18 protein-coding genes and 1 tRNA gene are annotated in these 17,778 nt (G+C 64.6%); 6 read left to right on the top strand and 13 right to left on the bottom strand.

The genetic code is table 11. From position 1 onward, the window contains the following. The first annotated feature begins 10 nt into the window (after positions 1-10). Positions 11-334, top strand: coding sequence for a hypothetical protein (locus tag H2LOC_RS08680; RefSeq protein WP_136496041.1), 324 nt, complete (start codon positions 11-13; stop codon positions 332-334). A 4-nt stretch (positions 335-338) separates the two neighbouring features. Here H2LOC_RS08680 and H2LOC_RS08675 read toward each other — a convergent pair whose 3' ends face one another. The 5 genes from H2LOC_RS08675 to H2LOC_RS08655 all read right to left on the bottom strand — a co-directional run bounded on the left by H2LOC_RS08675 (position 339) and on the right by H2LOC_RS08655 (position 3,959). After that, complete coding sequence (locus H2LOC_RS08675; RefSeq protein WP_136496040.1) at positions 339-551, bottom strand: twin-arginine translocation signal domain-containing protein; 213 nt, start codon at positions 549-551, stop codon at positions 339-341. 35 nt (positions 552-586) lie between these two features. Further along, positions 587-1,651 carry an acyltransferase family protein gene (locus H2LOC_RS08670; protein ID WP_136496039.1) on the bottom strand — a complete coding sequence of 355 codons (1,065 nt, stop codon included), beginning with the start codon at positions 1,649-1,651 and terminating at the stop codon, positions 587-589. A gap of 145 nt (positions 1,652-1,796) precedes the next feature. Then, positions 1,797-2,066 carry a DUF4242 domain-containing protein gene (locus H2LOC_RS08665; RefSeq protein WP_136496038.1) on the bottom strand — a complete coding sequence of 90 codons (270 nt, stop codon included), beginning with the start codon at positions 2,064-2,066 and terminating at the stop codon, positions 1,797-1,799. Between the two features lie 45 nt (positions 2,067-2,111). After that, the gene (locus tag H2LOC_RS08660; RefSeq protein ID WP_136496037.1) at positions 2,112-2,705 is read right to left on the bottom strand and encodes a TetR/AcrR family transcriptional regulator; all 594 of its coding nucleotides are present in this window, start codon (positions 2,703-2,705) and stop codon (positions 2,112-2,114) included. Between the two features lie 105 nt (positions 2,706-2,810). Further along, complete coding sequence (locus H2LOC_RS08655) at positions 2,811-3,959, bottom strand: AI-2E family transporter (protein WP_136496036.1); 1,149 nt, start codon at positions 3,957-3,959, stop codon at positions 2,811-2,813. A 298-nt stretch (positions 3,960-4,257) separates the two neighbouring features. On the opposite strand from H2LOC_RS08655, the gene H2LOC_RS21535 reads away from it, so the two are divergent. Further along, on the top strand, positions 4,258-4,536 hold the full coding sequence (locus H2LOC_RS21535; protein WP_202620553.1) for an EF-hand domain-containing protein: 279 nt from the start codon (positions 4,258-4,260) through the stop codon (positions 4,534-4,536). Positions 4,537-4,661: 125 nt separating this feature from the next. Here H2LOC_RS21535 and H2LOC_RS08645 read toward each other — a convergent pair whose 3' ends face one another. From H2LOC_RS08645 to H2LOC_RS08635, 3 genes are all read right to left on the bottom strand, one after another. Continuing rightward, on the bottom strand, positions 4,662-5,771 hold the full coding sequence (locus H2LOC_RS08645) for a COX15/CtaA family protein (protein ID WP_136496035.1): 1,110 nt from the start codon (positions 5,769-5,771) through the stop codon (positions 4,662-4,664). Between the two features lie 129 nt (positions 5,772-5,900). After that, positions 5,901-6,758, bottom strand: coding sequence for a right-handed parallel beta-helix repeat-containing protein (locus H2LOC_RS08640; RefSeq protein ID WP_136496034.1), 858 nt, complete (start codon positions 6,756-6,758; stop codon positions 5,901-5,903). 46 nt (positions 6,759-6,804) lie between these two features. Next, positions 6,805-7,653 carry a right-handed parallel beta-helix repeat-containing protein gene (locus tag H2LOC_RS08635; protein WP_136496033.1) on the bottom strand — a complete coding sequence of 283 codons (849 nt, stop codon included), beginning with the start codon at positions 7,651-7,653 and terminating at the stop codon, positions 6,805-6,807. A gap of 297 nt (positions 7,654-7,950) precedes the next feature. Between H2LOC_RS08635 and H2LOC_RS08630 the strand changes: the two genes are divergently transcribed. The 4 genes from H2LOC_RS08630 (at position 7,951) to H2LOC_RS08615 (ending at position 11,794) form a co-directional block, all read left to right on the top strand. Beyond that, positions 7,951-8,562, top strand: coding sequence for a MerR family transcriptional regulator (locus H2LOC_RS08630; RefSeq protein ID WP_136496032.1), 612 nt, complete (start codon positions 7,951-7,953; stop codon positions 8,560-8,562). Positions 8,563-8,830: 268 nt separating this feature from the next. Next, on the top strand, positions 8,831-10,207 hold the full coding sequence (locus H2LOC_RS08625) for a choice-of-anchor tandem repeat GloVer-containing protein (protein ID WP_136496031.1): 1,377 nt from the start codon (positions 8,831-8,833) through the stop codon (positions 10,205-10,207). 59 nt (positions 10,208-10,266) lie between these two features. Further along, positions 10,267-11,646, top strand: coding sequence for a choice-of-anchor tandem repeat GloVer-containing protein (locus tag H2LOC_RS08620; protein ID WP_136496030.1), 1,380 nt, complete (start codon positions 10,267-10,269; stop codon positions 11,644-11,646). Between the two features lie 70 nt (positions 11,647-11,716). Further along, positions 11,717-11,794, top strand: a tRNA-Pro gene (locus H2LOC_RS08615). A gap of 280 nt (positions 11,795-12,074) precedes the next feature. Here the strand turns inward: H2LOC_RS08615 and H2LOC_RS08610 are convergent. From H2LOC_RS08610 to H2LOC_RS21735, 5 genes are all read right to left on the bottom strand, one after another. Beyond that, positions 12,075-13,292, bottom strand: a complete 1,218-nt coding sequence (locus tag H2LOC_RS08610) for a toll/interleukin-1 receptor domain-containing protein (RefSeq protein ID WP_136496029.1) — start codon at positions 13,290-13,292, stop codon at positions 12,075-12,077. Between the two features lie 162 nt (positions 13,293-13,454). Next, complete coding sequence (locus H2LOC_RS08605; protein ID WP_136496028.1) at positions 13,455-13,958, bottom strand: hypothetical protein; 504 nt, start codon at positions 13,956-13,958, stop codon at positions 13,455-13,457. A gap of 307 nt (positions 13,959-14,265) precedes the next feature. Beyond that, positions 14,266-14,730 (bottom strand): hypothetical protein, encoded by a 465-nt coding sequence (locus H2LOC_RS08600; RefSeq protein ID WP_136496027.1) that lies wholly within the window; start codon positions 14,728-14,730, stop codon positions 14,266-14,268. 63 nt (positions 14,731-14,793) lie between these two features. Then, complete coding sequence (locus tag H2LOC_RS08595) at positions 14,794-15,555, bottom strand: oxygen-binding di-iron domain-containing protein (protein WP_136496026.1); 762 nt, start codon at positions 15,553-15,555, stop codon at positions 14,794-14,796. A gap of 54 nt (positions 15,556-15,609) precedes the next feature. Beyond that, a complete protein-coding gene (locus H2LOC_RS21735) occupies positions 15,610-17,742 on the bottom strand; it encodes a roadblock/LC7 domain-containing protein (protein ID WP_246207085.1) in 2,133 nt (710 codons plus the stop codon). Between the last annotated feature and the right edge of the window lie 36 nt (positions 17,743-17,778).

The raw sequence follows: 17,778 nt of genomic DNA, 5'->3' as shown, positions 1-17,778 counted from the left end.
CGAGGTCACGATGGAATCCTTTTCCCAATGGTTTCAGGATTGGGCTGAAGCCTGCTCCTATGCACAGGAATGCGTGCCCGACCTTCCGCCCGTGTTTCCGCACGCGCAGGAACCCTGGACCGCGCTCGGAGCGGTCGCCGCGCTCTGCCTGTTCCTGTGGTGGGCGAACGAACGCAGCCTGAAAAAGCTCCTGGCGCAGGAAGCGCGGTGGGCGGGGATCAAGGAAGACGCCGCATATCCGCCAGCGTCGCAGCCCCTGGGGCAGCTCGGCGCAATGTTCGACGCGGCGGCCAAGGGCTTGCGGCTGTCGGCCAGCCGCAAGGCCGCGGCCTGAGGGGCTAATCTTTTTTGCACGGGCCGGGATGCACGACCTTGACGTGGTCCCGCTCTGCAAAGCACGGGTTGGTCATGCGGGTTTCCTTGGCGCCGTCGTCCCGCTCGACGCAATATTGAGCCAGGAACTGGGGGCAAACCCGCTCCTGCGCGTAACCTTTCATCGGCGCCAGGGAGGCGGCCGCGAGGGCCGCAGCAGCCAGAAAGTTTCGTCTCATCTGCTTTCCTCCTCTCGTCGCGGAGCCCGAAGGGCCTAGTCGACCGGAGCGCGGGGAAGAGCGCGGCTCAGCCAGCGGTCCGCGAAACAGGACGATATCAGCAGCAGGGCCGCCATGGAAAGCCAGCCGAAAGTCGTTCCGGCGCGTTTCGACTGGATCAGAAGCGGATAGTGCAAGACATAGACCCCGTACGAGATCGAAGCCAGAAAAGCGGCCGAACCTTTGAGCCGGGGGGCGATCTGCGACAGTGATTTTCCGATCGGTCCGAAGAAGAGCGCCAACATGAGCAGCGCGACGAGGAAATGTCGCAACGGCAGGCCGGGATAATAGCTGAAGCTCTTGAACTCTCCCGAAAGCAGGGCCGTCAGCGCCGCGGTCGCGCACAGGGCCGCGAGCCAGCCGATCGCCGGCCTCATGGCGAGGAAAGAGCGTTCCCCTTCGAGATAGGCGTTCGCGGCCATCGCGCCGCCCCACCAGACGAGAAAATAGGCGCCGACCAGCGACCAGTGGTTGGGGGCCAGAGCGTAGGCGACATAGGACGCGCAAGACAGCGCGCCTATGAGATGGCCCGCTCCGTCCTTCGAGATCGTCCAAAGCCTAAGCGCAAACGGGAAGACGGCGTAGAAGGCGAGCTCGTAGGAGAGGGACCAGAGCGGATCGTTGCCGAGATAGGGCTCGACGATGACGCCCGGCTTGAGCGCAGTATTGTCCTGAAGCGCGAACAGGGAGCCGAGCAACTCGCTCCAACGGAAACTGCGCGCCAATGCGCCATTGTCGACGGCGACGACGGTCGATGCGGCCATGGCCACGAGAAGAGCGGGGTAGATCCTGCGGAGGCGGCGCAGATAAAAGCCCCGGGGGCGCAGGGCCCGGTCGCGTTCGTTGGCGAATATCACGAAGCCGCTGAGAAGAAAGAATACCAGGACCGCCTCCTGGCCGAACATGAAAATCCCGCGAGAATGTCCTGTGGCGTTGGCGACATGATGCGCAACGACATAGAAGGCGGCGCAGGCGCGCGCGGCGTCGAGCGAAGCGGTCAGCCGGGGGCTGAACCGAGATTCCCGGGGAACCGTAGCCGTCTTTACCCTGGCCTGAACCATGCTGACATCCTCGGCGCGAGGATAGCTGTCGGAGGGCGGAAGGTCGGCGGCTATAAAGGACTATCGCGCGGTGACGCCGGGGCGCCGCTTTCGGGAGAGACGCTCCGGAGATGGGATTGGCGCTCGGGCCGGATATTTCGGCCCGTCAGGCGGTGGCGGGGTCGATGATCGCTTTGACCTCGCTGATCCGGTTTGCGGGAAAGCCGCCCATTTCCGCATGTTTCCGGATCAGCGCTTCGTCGTTTGCGATATAGACGCAATAGACCTTGTCGTCGGTGACATAGCTTTCGACCCATTGTACGCCGGGCCCGAGCTCGCGCAGAACCGAGCAGGACTTTTGCGACACCGCCTGTAAATCGGCCGCCGTGAGCTGGCCTGCTCCCGGAATCTCGCGCTCGATGATGAATTTAGGCATTTTTTCCTCCTGGGATGATCGGTCGTCTCGACGAAGCGCAAAGGCCTAAGCCTTGAAATAGGCCTGGAACAGGAAATCGCAGAACTGCACGAGCGGTCGCACATTGCGCTCGATCTTCATGCGCAGAAGGGCGCCTTGCCAGAGGTCGACGGTGAGATCGGCCATTTCCTTCGCATCCAGGTCTTTGCGAAAGCCGCCTTCCTCCTGGGCGCGGGAGATTCCTTCGCGAAGCTTGTCGCGGTAGCGGTGGACCGCTTCGCGCAGCGAGGTCCGGCACAATTCGCTGGTGTCGCCGATCTCGCCCATGAGATTGCCCAGCAGGCAGCCGCCCTTGAAGTCGCGCCGTTCGGTTTCCGCGATCAGTTCGTCGAAATAGGCCCTCAGCGCGTCGGCGGCCTTGACCTCGCGCTTTTGCAGGTGGCCGTCGAGCTGGCGGATGAAGGGGTCGATGTAATGCGTCACGACTTCGGCGCCGAACGCCTCCTTGCTTTCAAAATAGTTATAGAAGGAGCCCTTGGGCACGCCGGCGCTCTGCACCAGCTGTTGCAGGCCGACGCCGTGATAGCCCTGCTGCATCAGCAGGGACACGCCGTGATCGAGAAGTTTTGCTCGCAGTTCATTGGGGTCACGTCGGCTCATGGCGCTACAATATGACCGGTCGTCTACTTTGGCAAGAGAGCGCCGCCCGGAACGCGCCCGAGCGGGAAGTCTTTAGGGCGAGGGGGGCGCAGCCCCCCTCATTCTCTACGGTTTCGGGGCGGGAAGGGTCAGGTCCTGCGCAAGTTCTTCAGGGGCCACGGCGTCCAACGCGAGATCTTCGTCCAGAGCCCAGGCTTTGGCGAATTCCCAGGCCACAGCGAGCACGATAGGACCCGCGAACAGCCCGGCGACGCCATGTTCCAGAATGCCGCCCACGACGCCGATGAAAATCACGAGCGTCGGCGTGGTGAGCCCATGAGCGAGAACGAAAGGCTTCAGCGCAGCTTCGATGAGATAGGTGACCGACATGCATATGGTGAGGCCAATGGCGGCGGGCGGCGCGAGCGTCATCCAGGCCCACACGACCACGGGCGCGGCGACCAGGAACGGGCCGAGCTGGACGATGCCCAGCACCAGTATCGCCAGCGTCAGCAGGCTTGCGAACGGCACGCCGAACAGCCACATGCCGAGCCCGCCTATCACCGCCTGCAGCAACGAGATGCCTATCACGCCGCTCGAAACCGCTCGGATTGTCGCGCCGGACAGTGCGACGAAGCGTTCGCCATAGGCGGGATCGATCCGCCGCGCGAGCATATTGACCGCAGCCACCACGCCGGGGCCGCCGATCAGAAGGAAGCCCATGAGCACCACCGAAACAATGAATTTCAACGTCCCTGCGCCGGCGCTGCTCACCATTTCCAGCATGACTTCGCCCGCGGGCCGCAGCTGGGGGAGGATATGGGCTACGGCGCCGCTGAGATTGGTGAAGGCGAGTTGCCAGAAATCGAACAGCGAGGGGCCGATCAAGGGCCAGCTCTTCACCTCCGCCGAGGGCGGCGGAATATTGATCCCGCCGCTTTCGATGCGCTGGATCAGCGCCTTGGAGCCCTCCAGCATGCCGAGGCCGAGCCAGGTGGAGGGGCCGAGCACGATCAAAAGGCCCGCCAGCGTAATCAGGGCCGCAGCCCAGCGTTCGCCGGGCTTGCCCCCGCCCAGAAGCATTTTGAGCCGCCGGTAGCTCGGGTAGAGCGCAGTCGCCAGAACGACCGCCCAGACCCCGATCGGGATGAAGGGCCGCACCAGGAGATAGGCCCAATAGACCAGAAAACCGACAAAGCCGAGATGGATCGCGATTTCGACGAAAGTGGCGTTCAGCCGCTTGAGCTTCGTCGATTCCTTGCTTTCTTGGTTCATCGCCGCATTTTCCACCGGTTTCGCAGCAAACGCGCCGTCGCGAGCGAGGGGTTGTGCGGGCGGAATGTCGCGCCAGGAGAATCCGGCGCCCGCCGCGGCGCAATGTAATTCAACCTCCGGCATGCCGCCAGCAGCGAAGATGATGAGATCTGTTGAGCCCGAGCGGCTGTGCGGCAGGGATATCAGGGGCTTTCGCTGAAGAGGTCGCTTGCACGGCTGCGACGGAGCTGATTATATGGAAATGATGAAGCCTGAAGCGCGGATCTCGCGGTCTCGCCAGCGTAGAGGATAGTCCCCCTTGCACTCTCGCAAGTTTTTGCGCGCGGCCCTGTTCGGCGCCGCGATTGGCGCGACCGGCGCCGTCTTCGCCCAGCAATCGGACCCACGCACGTCGCAAATCGAAAGCCGTTTCAAGATGGCGGATAAGAACGGCGACGGCAAGCTGACGCTCGACGAGGCCAAGCTGGGCATGCCCCGGGTAGCCAAGCATTTCGACCAGATCGACAAGGACAAGAAAGGCTACGTCACGCTGGACGAGGTCAAGGACGCCGCCGCAGCGGCAGGCGTCGCGCGGTAAGCCCAATTCGAAAAATCCGGCCGCGGCCCGGCCCGCCGCACTTTTCAGCCCTTCCAAAAGAGATAAAAGCGTTCGGCGGCAGTCGAACGCTTTTTTTAATGTAACCACGCCGGCCGGAAAACGCTTCAGGACGCCGCTTCGCCGAGCCTTCTCGCCTCCAGGGTCGTGACCGCGAGCACGCCGAAACCGACGGCCTGATGGGCGAGCGCAAGCGCAATATGGGGCGCGCCCAGCCATTCCGGGCCGATCATCACCAGAGTGGCGATCCCGAGCGAAGCCTGCAGCACAACATGACCGAACACGATGATTGCGCCGGTCCTGGCCTTGCCTTTGGCGTTGCTCAGCGCGTCGATCATATGCAGCAGGGTCAGCGCGAGCAGCACATAGGCGGTCAGGCGGTGAAGAAACTGCACCAGGATCGGGTTATCGAGGAAATTGCGCCACCAGGGATCGATGCTGAACAGCGTCTCGATCGAGGGCGAGAACCCACCCTCCATCAGCGGCCAGGTGTTGTCGATGAAGCCAGCGCGCAGGCCCGCCACCAGCGCGCCCAGCCCGAGTTGCACGAAGACTATGCCGAGCGCGAGGCGGGAGACGAAGCGCATGCGGGGGCCGTCGCCGTGAAGGACTGACGAGGGCGCCCGCGGGCCGAGCCCGCCCGCGATCCAGATGCAGGCGGAGAACAGCGCAGCCGCCAGCAGCAGATGAATCGCCAGTCTTTCCTGCGCCACCTCGACGCGATTGACGAGGCCGGAACTGACCATCCACCATCCGACGACGCCCTGAAGCCCGCCAAGGGCGAGAATTGCGAAGAGCTTGGGCTTATAGCCCTGAGGGATGCGATCCCTGATCCAGAACCAGGCGAAGCCGACGACGAATACGAGCCCGATCAGCCGTCCCAGCAGCCGGTGCGTCCACTCCCAGGCGTAGATCACCTTGAAGCCCGCGAGGTCCATGTCCGGGAAGAGCTGCTTGAATTGCGGGATCTCTTTGTATTGCTCGAAGGCGTCGAGCCAATCCTTTTCCGAAAGCGGAGGAATAACGCCGGTGACCGGTTTCCACTGAGTGATCGAGAGACCCGATTCGGTCAGCCGCGTCGCGCCGCCGAGCAGAACCATGGCGAAGACGAGCGCCGCGATCGCGAACAGCCAGTTGCGCAGGCCCGTGGCGTTCTCACGGGTGATGCGGTGTTCGATCGCGGGCGCGTGGTGGGGAAAGTGGAACCAGTCTTCCATGTGAGGCTCGAGCGGCAGGTTTTTCGGCTGGCGCAGTCTTAGAAGGATTGCGAAAAAAAGTCGAAAGGCTTTTTGGCGCGAAATCGAATCCCGCCGCGGGCCGGGTGCGCGTCTTGAGGTTCCGGCGGCTCAGTTGCTCTGGATCGTCTGCAAGGTTCCGCTCAAGGTCGCGTTGCCGTAGATCGAGTTGTCCTGATAGCTCATGATGGAGCCGTTGTTGATAATCTTGTAGCCGGTTCCGTTCCAGGTGATGGCGGAACGACGCAGCAGGGCCATGCTGCCTGCTCCGTTCACGTAAATTCCTGTGCCGTTGCCGGATATGATCGTATCTGTGATCAGGGCCTGGCATGGCGCCACACTGTCGAGAAAGAGCCCTGTCCCGTTGTTGAAGATGTGGGAGCCGCTGATATTGGCCTGGAGCGAGCCGCCGAAGTTGTTCAGGGCGATGCCGTACACGCCGATGTTCTGGATTGTGGTGTTCGACATCGAGAACTTTACCGTGACGTAGTTTTCTGAGAAAGCCACCCCGAACTGGGTGAAGTTCTGAATGAACGAATCCTTCACGGTGAGGTTCCCCACAGCCACCACGCCGACGCCGCCATAGGCTCCGCCGACGCCGTCGACGCTCAGCCCCCGCAGCACCACATTGGCGCCCGGCGCGTTGATGGAGATCGCAACCTGGCCGGATGGGGCGCCTGTTCCCGCCGTGCCGACGCCGTCGTTGATCACCGACACCGGCTTGGTGATGCTGAGCGGCCCGAAAGAGCCGGAGTCGCGCACCAGAATATCGCCGCCGCCGGAGCCGAGGATATTGTCGTGAACATATTGGAAAGTGCGGCAGGGCGAGGCCTGCGGCCCGCAGCCGGCGATATCCTGTCCCGAGCCGGAGACCCAGGCCGCAATGGCGGAGCCCGCCTGGGCGGGCGCTTGAAAGCCAAGGAGCGTAAATGTCGCCGCGAGAGCGGCGCGGGCGGTAAATTGGAACATGAATAAAGTCTCCTGATAAGAGATTGAGCCAAACCTCCCTTCAGCGTCAATTGCTCCCAACGGTTTGGAGCGTTCCCGTGTTGCCGCCGTTGCCCGTGATCATATTGTCGCCGTAGGTCTGGGTCACCGCTTGCGTGGTGTAGTAGCCGACCGTGTTCCAGGTGATGCTGGAGTGGCGCAGCGCCACGAGCGTGCTGTAGCCGCTGATGTGAAGCCCCGAGGCGTTGCCGGAAATCAGCGAGTCGGCGACCGTGAACTGGGTCGTCCCTCCGGTCGCCTCGATTCCTGTTCCGTTGTTGAGAATCCTAGCGTTGCCGATGGCGCCTTGAAGCGTGCCGGCATAGGTGTTCACGTAAATCCCGTCCACGCCGTTGTTCTGCACGAGCGTGTCCAGAATCGAGAACCTCGTCGCTCCAAAATTTGTGTAGATCTGGATGCCGTAATGGGAGAAATTCTGCACGAGGCAGTTCGTGATCGTCACGCTGCCGGCGGCCGCGACATTGACCCCGCCATAGGCTCCGCTGACGCCGTCGATGGTCAGGCCCTTGAGCAGGACATTTCCCGTGGTGTTGATGGAGATGGCGATCTGGCCCGAGGGTGCGCCGGTTCCCGCCGTGCCGACGCCGTCGTTGATCACAGACACCGGCTTGGTGATGCTGAGCGGCCCGAAAGAGCCGGAGTCGCGCACCAGGATGTCGCCGCCGCTCGGGCCCAGAATATTGTCGTGCACATATTGGAAGGTGCGGCAGGGAGAGGTCTGCGCGCCGCAGCCGGAGACATCCTGTCCCGCGCCCGAGACCCACGCGGAAACGGATGCGCTCGCCTGGCCTGTCGCGCCGAGACCGAAGACGGAGGAAATGATCGCCGAGGCGGCGAAGGCTTTCAAATTCGACATCTAATGACGCTCCAGTTCGGCCCGGGCTCGAACCGGGCGGCGAAAACTAGGCCCTCGGCGACGATCCGTCCAGCTCACGAACGCTGCAGCCACGCTACCGTCGGCAGGCGATTTCGCGCCCCGATCCGTTTCAGCCCGCTCATGGCCCGGCCCCTGTTTGCGCTTTGAGAGCAGGCGGGCCTCGCGGCTTTGTCGACCGGCACGCATAACTTGTGCCCCCGTCGTCGCAATCGCCCTAAAAATTCCCGCCCGGCGGGCGTATAAGATGGGAATCGAAGCAGGGCTGGAGCGGCGCGCGTGTCGGAACAGAAGGAGCAGGGTTTTCGCACCATAGGAGAGGTGGCCGAGAGTCTGGATCTGCCGCCGCATGTGCTGCGCTTCTGGGAGACGCGTTTCAAGGAGCTCGAGCCGCTCAAGCGCGCCGGAGGCCGGCGTTATTACCGTCCCCGCGACGTCGAGCTCGTTATGGCGCTGCGCCATCTGCTCTATGGCCAGGGCTACACCATCAAGGGCGTACAGCGCATCCTCAAGGAGCAGGGCGCCCGGGCCGTGATCGAAAGCCTGCGCGAGGGGCGCTTCCAGCCGGGGGCCTCCGGACTCGAGGCCCGTGGAGAGGATCGGCCGGAGGCGCCGCCGCCCGAGCCAATGGAAAAACTCATGGAGCCGCAGTTCGAGCCCGCGGCGACGGAGATCGCAGCTGTCCCGCGCCGGGAACCCGAGCCGGAGCCTGAGCCCGAGCCGTTCCATTCCGCTCCGCCGCCGCCGCCTCCGCCTGTTCGCCTGCCGGCCGTCGCCGGCCCGCTGATGGAGCACGCCCCTCAGCTCGGCGAAGACGACATCCGCCAGCTGAGGCTGGCGCTGGCCGATCTCGCCGAGTGCCGCCGCCTGCTGCTGCTGGCGAAGCGGTAGCCTTCTGGGGGACGCCGCTCGTTGGCCGAAGCGTCAGGTCGGCACACGGTTCCCAAGCTGATTTTGCAATGGGCCAAGCCGGCGAGGGAGGTCTTCGGCGGGGCGCAGCATGTCGGCTGCACGCGAGGGGACGGGCCCGCGCACGGATTCGGAAGACTCCTTTCACTCCCGACAGTAACAGCTTCGCCTCGAGGTTCGTAAGGGATACGGACCGGGGTGCTTCGAGCGAAGTCGCGCCGATTTTGCGCAATGTTGGATAGGAATGGGAATGAATATCCGGGCGATTGGCAAATCAGCGGCTCGTTCGTCGCTGATGGCGTTCCTCGTCGCCGGCGCGGCGCCGGCCTTTGGCCAGAGCTGGCCGCCCGCGCCGCTCAGCGAGGCGAAGCTCTACAGCTTCACCAACGGCGCCGACGGCGGCAACCCGGCGCAAGTCAAGCTGTTGCCGGACGGCGGCGGCGCGCTCTACGGGACGACTTCGGGCGGCGGCGGAACCAACAACGGCGTCGTGTTCAAGCTGACGCCGCCGGGTTTCGGAGCGGCGCATTGGACCGAAACCGTCCTTTACAGTTTCTCCGGGCTCGACGGCGCTTTTCCCTTTGCGGGGCTGGCGAGAGATTCGAGCGGCGCGCTCTATGGCGTGACCAGTTATGGAGGCGCGAACAACCTCGGCGTCGCCTTCAAACTGGCCCCGCCGATCAGCCCTTCGACGAAGTGGACCTACACCAAGATTTACGATTTCAACCAGGCGACCGGCGGGAGCCTTTACAACGCGCCCATAATCGATGGAGCCGGGGCGCTCATCGGCACCGCAACCGCCGGCGGAACAAACGCCAGTGGCGCGGTTTACAAGCTCACGCCGCCGAGTTCTCCCGGCAATCCGTGGAGCGGGGCGGCGCTTTACAACTTCACCGGCGGCGCCGATGGCGGCGTCCCCTCGTCAACCCTCCTCGCCGACAACAGCGGCGCGGTCTATGGCACGGCCCAGAACGGCGGCTCCGGCGGCGGTGGCGTCGTGTTCAAGCTGACGCCGTCCGGGGCCAATTGCGCTCCTGCATCACCAAATCTGTGGTGCGAAACCGTGCTCTATAGTTTCTCGGGCGGGAACGACGGAGGCGCTCCAACTGCAGGCCTCACACTGGATTCGTTCGGGACTTTCTACGGGACGGCCTTTTTCGGAGGGGCCTATAACAAGGGCGTCGCCTTTTCGCTGACGCCGCCCAAACCACCTTCGACCCAGTGGCTGGAGACGGTGTTGCACAGCTTCGCCGGCGGGCAGGACGGCGCTTTTCCCAGCTCTCCCCTTATCCTGGTCGGCGGCGCGCTTTATGGCGTGACGCAAAACGGGGCCGGCGGCGATTGTAGCGGCCTCGGTTGCGGGGCGGCATTCCGGCTCACGCCGCCGGCCGCTCCCAGCATGCAGTGGAACGAGAACATCCTCTATCGTTTCAACGCCGGCGTCGATGGCGCCTTCCCGATCGGCGGCCTGACCCTCAGCCCGCTTCATTTCGGCCTCGGCTCCGCCCTTTATGGCGTCGCGCTGTGGGGCGGAGCCTCGAACTACGGCACGGTCTTTTCGCTGCAATGCGCCCAGCCGGCGAGGGAGGTCTTCGGCGGGGCGCAGCATGCCGCCTGTGCGCAGTGACGCCGCCCGGTCGGCCGCGGCTCTTACGGGATATTTTCAAGCCGTTCATGGGGAAACAAATGAAGATCCGGGCGAATTTCAAATCCAGCGCCTGCCTGTCGCTGATGTCTGTTCTGTTCGCCGGGGCGAGCGTCGAGGCCTTTGGTCAGAGTTGGCCGCCTGCACCGCTCAGCGAGGGCACGCTCTACAGCTTTACAGGGGGAGCCGACGGCGGCGCTCCACAATATGTCTCGCTGCTGGCCGACAGCAACGGCGCGCTTTATGGGACAGCGACCGGCGGCGGCGCGCATTTCGCCGGCGTGGCGTTCAAATTGACGCCGCCGGGCTTCGGAAAGACCCAGTGGACCGAGAGCGTCCTTTACACCTTTTCGGGCGCAGACGGCGCCGTTCCCATAGCGGGACTCCTCCGTGATTTGAGCGGAGCCCTCTATGGCGTGACAGCCGTGGGAGGCGCGAACGGCTTCGGCGTCGCTTTCAAGCTGTCCCCGCCGGTTCCGCCCTCGACCCAGTGGAGCTACGCCAGGATTTTCGACTTCGCGCAATCCACCGGCGCGAACCCCTACGGGGCGCTGATATGGGATGGCGCCGGAGGGCTCGTCGGCGCCGCGACCACCGGCGGAAGGAATGGAGTCGGCGCTATATACAAGCTCACGCCGCCAGCCTCTACGGGCGGGCAGTGGACTGTCTCGACGCTCTACAACTTCACTGGCGGAGCCGACGGCGGCAGTCCCTACTCGTCTTTGGTCGCGGGCGCCGGCGGAGCGATCTACGGCACGGCGTCGGCTGGCGGCTCCGGCGGCGCCGGGGTCGTGTTCAAGCTGACGCCGCCCGGCGCCAATTGCACGCCCGTATCCCCCAATCGCTGGTGCGAGACCGTGCTCCACGCCTTCGGCGGGAGCGACGGCGCCGGGCCTTACGCCAGTCTCACCCTGGATGACGCCTCGGGGACCTTCTATGGGACGACATCGTCGGGCGGCGCATCCAACCAGGGCGCCGTCTTTTCGCTGACGCCTCCGGTTCCGCCTTCGACCCTGTGGGTGGAGACAGTGCTCCACAGCTTCGCCGGCGGGCAGGACGGCGCCCAGCTGTTCTCTCCCTTGGTCCTGTTCGGCGGCGCGCTCTATGGCGCGAGCCGGGCAGGCGGCGGAACCGGCTGCGGCGGCTCCGGCTGCGGCGCCCTGTTCAAAGTCACGCCGCCGGCCGCTCCGAGCAATCGCTGGGCCGAGCAAGTGCTCTACGCCTTCACCGGCGGCGCGGACGGCGCCGCCCCCTATGGCGGCCTGACCGTCAGCACGCTTCATTTCGGCCTCGGCGCCGCAATCTATGGCGTCGCCAACGGCGGCGGCGCCTCCAACGCCGGTACGATCTTTTCGCTGCAATGCGCAACGCCGGCGAGGGAAGTCTTCGGCGGCGCGCAGCACGTGGCCTGCGCCCATTAATAGGGGCGCGAGAAAATCCTTCGAACGCCGTTGCCAGCGCCAACGCCGCGCTCTATAAGGACGGCGAAGTCGGAGTGTAGCGCAGCCCGGTTAGCGCACTTGTCTGGGGGACAAGGGGTCGTGGGTTCGAATCCCGCCACTCCGACCATTTAATGATTTGAATTTATTTGAATTCACAGGGCAGTTTGCGCCCTGCCGTTGGCGCGGATAACGGAACATGGCAGCGCCGACAGTCCTACAATCGAAAGAAGAGTCCCGCGGATGTTCGATCGGCGTTCACAACGCGGAAACGCGCACAGGCGCGGTCCGACGCCGAATCGAGGCCGCCAAAAGAATTGCAAAGCCGGCGGGCGCTCCGCTTCCTCCAGTTCAGTATCCGCGTGAAACGGGCTGTCGAGAGGGAGCGGGCGCCTACGGCGCGCCGCTTCTTATTTCCCTTCGCCTGCCGCTCTTGGAGCAACCGGCTTGTCCGGCGCACCATGGGTGGCGGCGAGGTCTGCTTTGGATGGTTCGTCGGGCAGCCGCGCGGCTTTGGCCGGGGCCTTGATCGAGGATCTCGCCGGCGGCGGCGGCGCTTTGTTCTCGTGCTTCGATCCAAGGAAATGAAACGCGACCAGCAGAAGCGCCAGGCCGCACAGCACGCCGGCGCCGATCTTCGCGTCGAGGAGTTTTGCGCGCCAATCGAACCCCGGAGCCGGCTTGTCCTGAACCGGCGCAGGGTCTTTGAGGAGAAGCGTCTCCGGTTCGGGCGCCGAGGCCACGGCGAACGGCGGGTCGAATTTCGATTTGGCGGCCGGGGACGCGGTCTCGGGGTAGGGTTTCAGTTCGGCGAAGATCGCCTCGTCCACTTCCACTTCGACGACGCGCGGGGCGGGGACGGGAGAAGGGCTCGGTTCGACTGCCGCCGCGGCTTCTTCGGCGGCGGCTATCGGCTCGAACATGGTCGGGGCGATGGCGGGTTCCGGTTCCGCAACCGGCTCGATGGAGTCGATGGCGTCGAGCATCGCCGCTCGGAAGGACGGAATGGAAGCGGGTGGAGTTTGCGGCTGGGGAGTCGGTTCGATGATCTCCGCCGCGTCCAACTTCGCTTCCGCCTCGTAGGGCGGCGGGGAGGGGGGAGCTTCCAGCGCGGCGGCTGTGACGTCTTTGCCTTCGTAATTCGGCTCTTCCGTCGTCGCGGGCGCGGGGCTGGGGATCGTCTCGGGCCGCTGAATGGGGGGGGCGAATTTCACTCCGGCGGCCTTCGATTCTATCGCCGCCACGACAACGCGGGCGATTTCGTCGAGGTGAGATTCGAACGGCGGCTTCCAGACCGGAAGCCAATTCTCTTCGGAAACCAGAGGCGAAAGTTCGGCTGTGGGAGAGGTTTCGTCCAGGGACGCGACGACGACCACGCCGCCGTTTGCGACGGCGCGGCTCAGTTCCCTCTCGATTTGCGAGATGGCCGCCATCTTGCTGGAATAAAGGAGCAGCGCGACATCGGCTGCGTCGACGGCGCTGAGGATCTGCTCATTCCAGCCCATGGAGGGCGAAATGTCTCGCGGCGCCATCCAAACCGGAAGTCCTCCCTTTTCCAGGTGGTCGCACAGGATCTCCGCGACAGCCTTGTCACTCGAGTAATAGCGTAGGAAGACCGTATGGGACATGATGGACACCGCACTCCAGGAAGGCCGGCGAAATTTCTTTGGGTTCACGCCTTATACAAACAAGCTGTAGGTTCCGTAAACTAAACAGCTTTTTTGCGAAACGCGGGCGGCTTTCGCCATTTCGAATCATAAGCATTCGGCGCGAATTCTCGCACGGATTTTTTAAGTGTCCGGCGCCGGGCCGGGCTCGAGGGCTTCTTCGATCTTAGGGACCACCGTATCGAGATCCCATGAGGTGGTTCTCGAATTACGGGACCGCGTCGTAAAGAACAAGCGTTGGCCTCGGAGTTGGAACATCCGGCACAGCATCAAATCGTCGCGGGCGTCGCGGATCAGAAAGGCCGTGGGAGCCTGGCCTTCCTTGTTGGCGGCCTGATCGATCGCGAACGCCAGTCTTGCGAGCGACGCTGCGAGATCGTCGGTGTCTCCCGCGCCGCTGCTCGCAGCAAGCGAAAATCCTTCCTCGCTGCTCAGGAGAGCGGATTCGAATCGTCCCGCGGAGCACACGCGGTCGAGCAACTGCGTCAGGTCGCGCCTTTCTCCGTGGCCGATCTTGAATATCGCGAGATCCCTCGAGATCGGGTCGGGCTCAGCGGCCGACTCCGCTGCGGTCGGCGGAGTTTCGCCTTCGTCCTTGCGCGGCGCGGGGAGGGGCTTGCCGGCCATTGCTTGCCCGAGCAGCGCCCGAAGTCGGGCGCGCTCGGATGATCCGGCGCGCACGCCCAACGAATATCCTGCTCGCATTAGGGCGATAATTGCGATGAGCGAAACCGCAATCGCCAAGACCATTGCTTTACCCCAGCGTGTTCGGGCTCTGCGCTTGCGCGGAGCGGATTTTTCGCAAGACTTGTGGTTCCGCGCGAGCGGCCCCCTTCGCCTCGTTTGTCGAATCCGCAATGTCGCCCCAATGGCGATTTCGCGCAATGGTCGAGTTTGGCCTCGGCGGCAATTCCGGGTTCGATCGCAATGCGTTTTAACGCCGCGGGCAGGGTCGCCTCGCCGCCTCCGCATTGTCCTGCGCGCAGGGGGCGGCGTTCGGCTCGGACGATTTTACGCCCTGGCGCAATATCCGGGGCACGCCCATGACCAGCGGAAAGGGCGCGCGCACGGATGCTTCGGGCGCCGGCGGCGCGGCGCTCCCGGCGGCAGGCTTGCTCGCATCCCCTCCTGCGCTTACCACGGGCCGGGAGCGCGCGGCTCTCCACTCCCGGAGAGGCCCGCGCATTACCGTCGCCGGATTGTCGCCGGCCTCCGGGATCGCGACTCGCGGCTCCGAGGAGAAGGGCGCGACGTTTGCGAACCTCAGCCACATCGCAGCCGACCAGGAGCAGGCGATCGCCCCGGCCGCGACCAGCAGGAGAGTGAACCAAGCCGGATCATCCTCCCCGACAAGGCGTCTCTGGCGCAGGCGAGGCGCCGTGATTGTGGTCGCGACCATTGGAGCGGTCCCAGCAGCAGGCTTGCGGACTTGCGGCGCAAATGCGCCGCATGTGGAGCGGTTTTACGCGGCCGGTATCTTGAACGCCGGCGTGATGATATCGACGCCGCACTGCAGATCTCCGACCCAGTCGATGAACTTGTTGACCATCTCCTTGCCCCTGAAGAGGGCGCCATGCTGAGGAGCGATGATCTCGATATCGAGCGGCCGCACCATGTCGGCCCAGGCGCGATTGATGCGGTTCGCCACCATGTATCGCCTGTGGAATCCGGCCATATACTGCATATGCGCGTCGAAATCGGGAACTTCGCGATAGCTGGCTCCGATCGAAGCGCCGAGATCTCCGGTGTACAGGATCTTGGCGACCGGATCGTAGATCTGGAAGTTGCCCTCGCTGTGCATGAAATGCGCCGGCACGGCGATGATGGGACTGCCGTCGAGATCGAAGACCATGCCCGGGTCCGGAATGGGCTTCAAACGATCGGAGACCATGCTGTCGACGCCGAAATGCGGCACGAAGCGCGTCCACAGCTCGGAGATGTAAGCCGTCGCGTCTGTCGTCATGAGCCATCCGTTGACGGCCGCGACGATGTCCGGGTCCTGGTGCGACAGAAAGATGTGAGTGAGCCTCGCGCCCGCAAGGACCGTGAAAGTGCCGCTGAGCACCTTGCTGTAGACCTTGTGGCCGCCGGGATCGAGAATCATGCCGGCGGAGCCGTGCACGATCACATGCTGGTTCGCTTGCACAGCCAGGCCGCCCGCGTCGAAATCCTCGAGGAGGACGTTTCGGTGAACGCCGTCGTCATAGAGAGTGATGTTGCTCATTAGATTCCTTCGGTCGGTTGTTTCGTTGGCGGGATGGGGGAAGCGGGGAGCCGATTACAGGACGTTCTGCAGTTTCGCCACCGCTTCGCGCATATCGAAGAAGACGAGGCCCAGCTTGCTGGTTTCGTCGGTCAGAGCGAGCAGAAGCGTGCCGCGTCCGGCGCCGATGAGAACGGCGTAACCGTGGTCGCCGCGCACGATCACCTCCTGAACGGAGCCGCGTTTGAATTCCGCCGAGGCGCGACCGCCGAGGCTGAGCAGCGTGGCGGTGATGCCGGCGACGCGCGACTCTTCCATGTTTTCTCCGAGCGCGCTTGCGATCATCAATCCGTCTTCGGAGATCAGCGCGCTGCCTTCCACGCCGAGCGACTGAGTCGACAGCTTGTGCAGCACTTGATGGATTTCATCGACTCTGGACATCATGTTCTCCTGTTTTCTTGCTGGAGAGAGGGGAGCCGGATTCGTCCGCGACTGCGGAGCCGAACCTTCGGAATTGGGTTTTGAGGAGGGCGGTGGTTCTTGCCTGGCGGGAGCGACCTTTTCCGGCGCCGTCTTTATCTCGGCGTGGACTGGTGTCGCCGTGATTGGCGGGAGGCTCTCGGATGCTTGCGCATGTGGCTGCGTCGTCACATGCGGCTGGGGAGCCATGGTCGGCGGGATCTCCTCTGCGGGGTGGGGAAAAGCCGGATCTGGCAGAGCTTGGCCGGCGTCGCGCCGGGCGTTGTCGGCGCCGGTCTGGACTATCGCCTCCGCCACGAATTTCTGAAGCTCCCGAACCGTGGCCGCTTGCGGTTGCGAAGCGATCGGCGGCTGCGGAGGAAGCGCCGCGACGGGCTCCTCCAAAGCTTCCAGAATCGTCGATTCCGTCTCGATGTCCGCGGCGGCGGCGGCCGGCGCCGTCTCCGCAACGGGCTCGAATTCTTCGAAATCCTCAACTGAAGCCTGTTCCAGTTGCGGCGCGGCCGGCGGCTGCGGAACGGGGGCTGGGGCAGGCTCTTCCCAGGCTTCCGGAGCCTCTGGCTCTGGCTCGGGTTCGACGTCAGCGAAGCCGGCGGCCGGCGCCTCCGCGACGGCGTGCGTCGCGACTGCGAAGTCTTCGATCGGCGCAGCTGGCTGCAGTTGATGAGCGAGGGTCTGAGCCAGCTCCTCTGGGGCTTCCGCAACGATCGGCTTCGGTTCGACGTGAGCCGCGACATCGAGCGGCGCCATCTCCTCGGCGACAGGCGGAGCGGCTGCCAACGCCGCGAAAGCGTCGACTGGCGTCGCTCGCGGCTGGATAGCCATGGGCGCCGCGGGCTCCCAAGCCGTTTCCGGAACCGCCGGCCGGGGTTCGATGGCCGGAGCGGCGGCGGGGACCGGTGCGGTTTGGAAGACTTCGAATTCGTGGACAGACGCCGCCTGCGGCTGCGGGGCGGGCGCCGCGGGCTCCCGGGCCGCTTCCGGAACCGTCGGCCGGGGTTCGATGGCCGGAGCGGCGGCGGGCGTCGGTGCGGTTTGGAAGACTTCGAATTCGTGGATCGACGCCGCCTGCGGCTGCGGGGCGGGCGCCGCGGGCTCCCGGGCCGCTTCCGGAACTGTCGGCCGGGGTTCGATGGCCGGAGCGGCGGCGGGCGCCGGTGCGGTTTGGAAGACTTCGAATTCGTGGATCGACGCCGCCTGCGGTTGCGGGGCGGGCGCCGCGGGCTCCTGGGCCGCTTCTGGAACCGTCGGCCGGGGTTCGATGGCCGGGGCGGAGACGGCGAGAGTCGCCTCCTGGGCGAGAGGCGCCGGAGCGGGTTCGGGTGTTTCGAACTCGTGACGCGCCGCCTGCGGCTGCGGAGCGCCGGCTTCGGCGGGCGCCTTTACTGTTTCCGGAGCCGCCGGCCGCGGCTCGACATACGCGTCCGCGTCCTCATCCTCCTCATCATCGGCGGGGATGACGGGAACCGGCTCGATTTGCGCAATTCTCGGCGGCCGCGCCGGAGGGGCGTGCGGTCTCTCCACGACATTCTGTATGCGGGCCGCCAGGGCCGACTCGTCGGGAGCTGAGGAGTCATGCGGCGCCGGCTTTGTCGGCTTCGCCTTTTCCACCGGCGCTGGAAACAGATCGGCTAGCCAGTGACGATGGCGCGTAGCGTTCTGAGAAGAGGACGCCGCGTCGCCGCCTGGATTGACGGTCCTGTTATCTGATTTCTTCGTTCCGTTCATCGAGGTGGCCGTTATGAGGACAGGGCGCGATCGGTT

It is taken from the genome of Methylocystis heyeri, assembly GCF_004802635.2.
In the GTDB taxonomy this organism is placed as follows: domain Bacteria; phylum Pseudomonadota; class Alphaproteobacteria; order Rhizobiales; family Beijerinckiaceae; genus Methylocystis; species Methylocystis heyeri.
The sequence above is the reverse complement of the archived record's forward strand: the minus strand, read 5'-3'. Positions and strand labels throughout refer to the sequence as shown.

Coding starts and splice junctions, on each gene's coding strand:
- H2LOC_RS08680 (WP_136496041.1), top strand. CDS start 11: ATGGAATCCTTTTCCCAATGGTTTCAGGATTGGGCTGAAGCCTGCTCC.
- H2LOC_RS08675 (WP_136496040.1), bottom strand. CDS start 551: ATGAGACGAAACTTTCTGGCTGCTGCGGCCCTCGCGGCCGCCTCCCTG.
- H2LOC_RS08670 (WP_136496039.1), bottom strand. CDS start 1,651: ATGGTTCAGGCCAGGGTAAAGACGGCTACGGTTCCCCGGGAATCTCGG.
- H2LOC_RS08665 (WP_136496038.1), bottom strand. CDS start 2,066: ATGCCTAAATTCATCATCGAGCGCGAGATTCCGGGAGCAGGCCAGCTC.
- H2LOC_RS08660 (WP_136496037.1), bottom strand. CDS start 2,705: ATGAGCCGACGTGACCCCAATGAACTGCGAGCAAAACTTCTCGATCAC.
- H2LOC_RS08655 (WP_136496036.1), bottom strand. CDS start 3,959: ATGAACCAAGAAAGCAAGGAATCGACGAAGCTCAAGCGGCTGAACGCC.
- H2LOC_RS08645 (WP_136496035.1), bottom strand. CDS start 5,771: ATGGAAGACTGGTTCCACTTTCCCCACCACGCGCCCGCGATCGAACAC.
- H2LOC_RS08640 (WP_136496034.1), bottom strand. CDS start 6,758: ATGTTCCAATTTACCGCCCGCGCCGCTCTCGCGGCGACATTTACGCTC.
- H2LOC_RS08635 (WP_136496033.1), bottom strand. CDS start 7,653: ATGTCGAATTTGAAAGCCTTCGCCGCCTCGGCGATCATTTCCTCCGTC.
- H2LOC_RS08625 (WP_136496031.1), top strand. CDS start 8,831: ATGAATATCCGGGCGATTGGCAAATCAGCGGCTCGTTCGTCGCTGATG.
- H2LOC_RS08620 (WP_136496030.1), top strand. CDS start 10,267: ATGAAGATCCGGGCGAATTTCAAATCCAGCGCCTGCCTGTCGCTGATG.
- H2LOC_RS08610 (WP_136496029.1), bottom strand. CDS start 13,292: ATGTCCCATACGGTCTTCCTACGCTATTACTCGAGTGACAAGGCTGTC.
- H2LOC_RS08605 (WP_136496028.1), bottom strand. CDS start 13,958: ATGGCCGGCAAGCCCCTCCCCGCGCCGCGCAAGGACGAAGGCGAAACT.
- H2LOC_RS08600 (WP_136496027.1), bottom strand. CDS start 14,730: ATGGTCGCGACCACAATCACGGCGCCTCGCCTGCGCCAGAGACGCCTT.
- H2LOC_RS08595 (WP_136496026.1), bottom strand. CDS start 15,555: ATGAGCAACATCACTCTCTATGACGACGGCGTTCACCGAAACGTCCTC.
- H2LOC_RS21735 (WP_246207085.1), bottom strand. CDS start 17,742: ATGAACGGAACGAAGAAATCAGATAACAGGACCGTCAATCCAGGCGGC.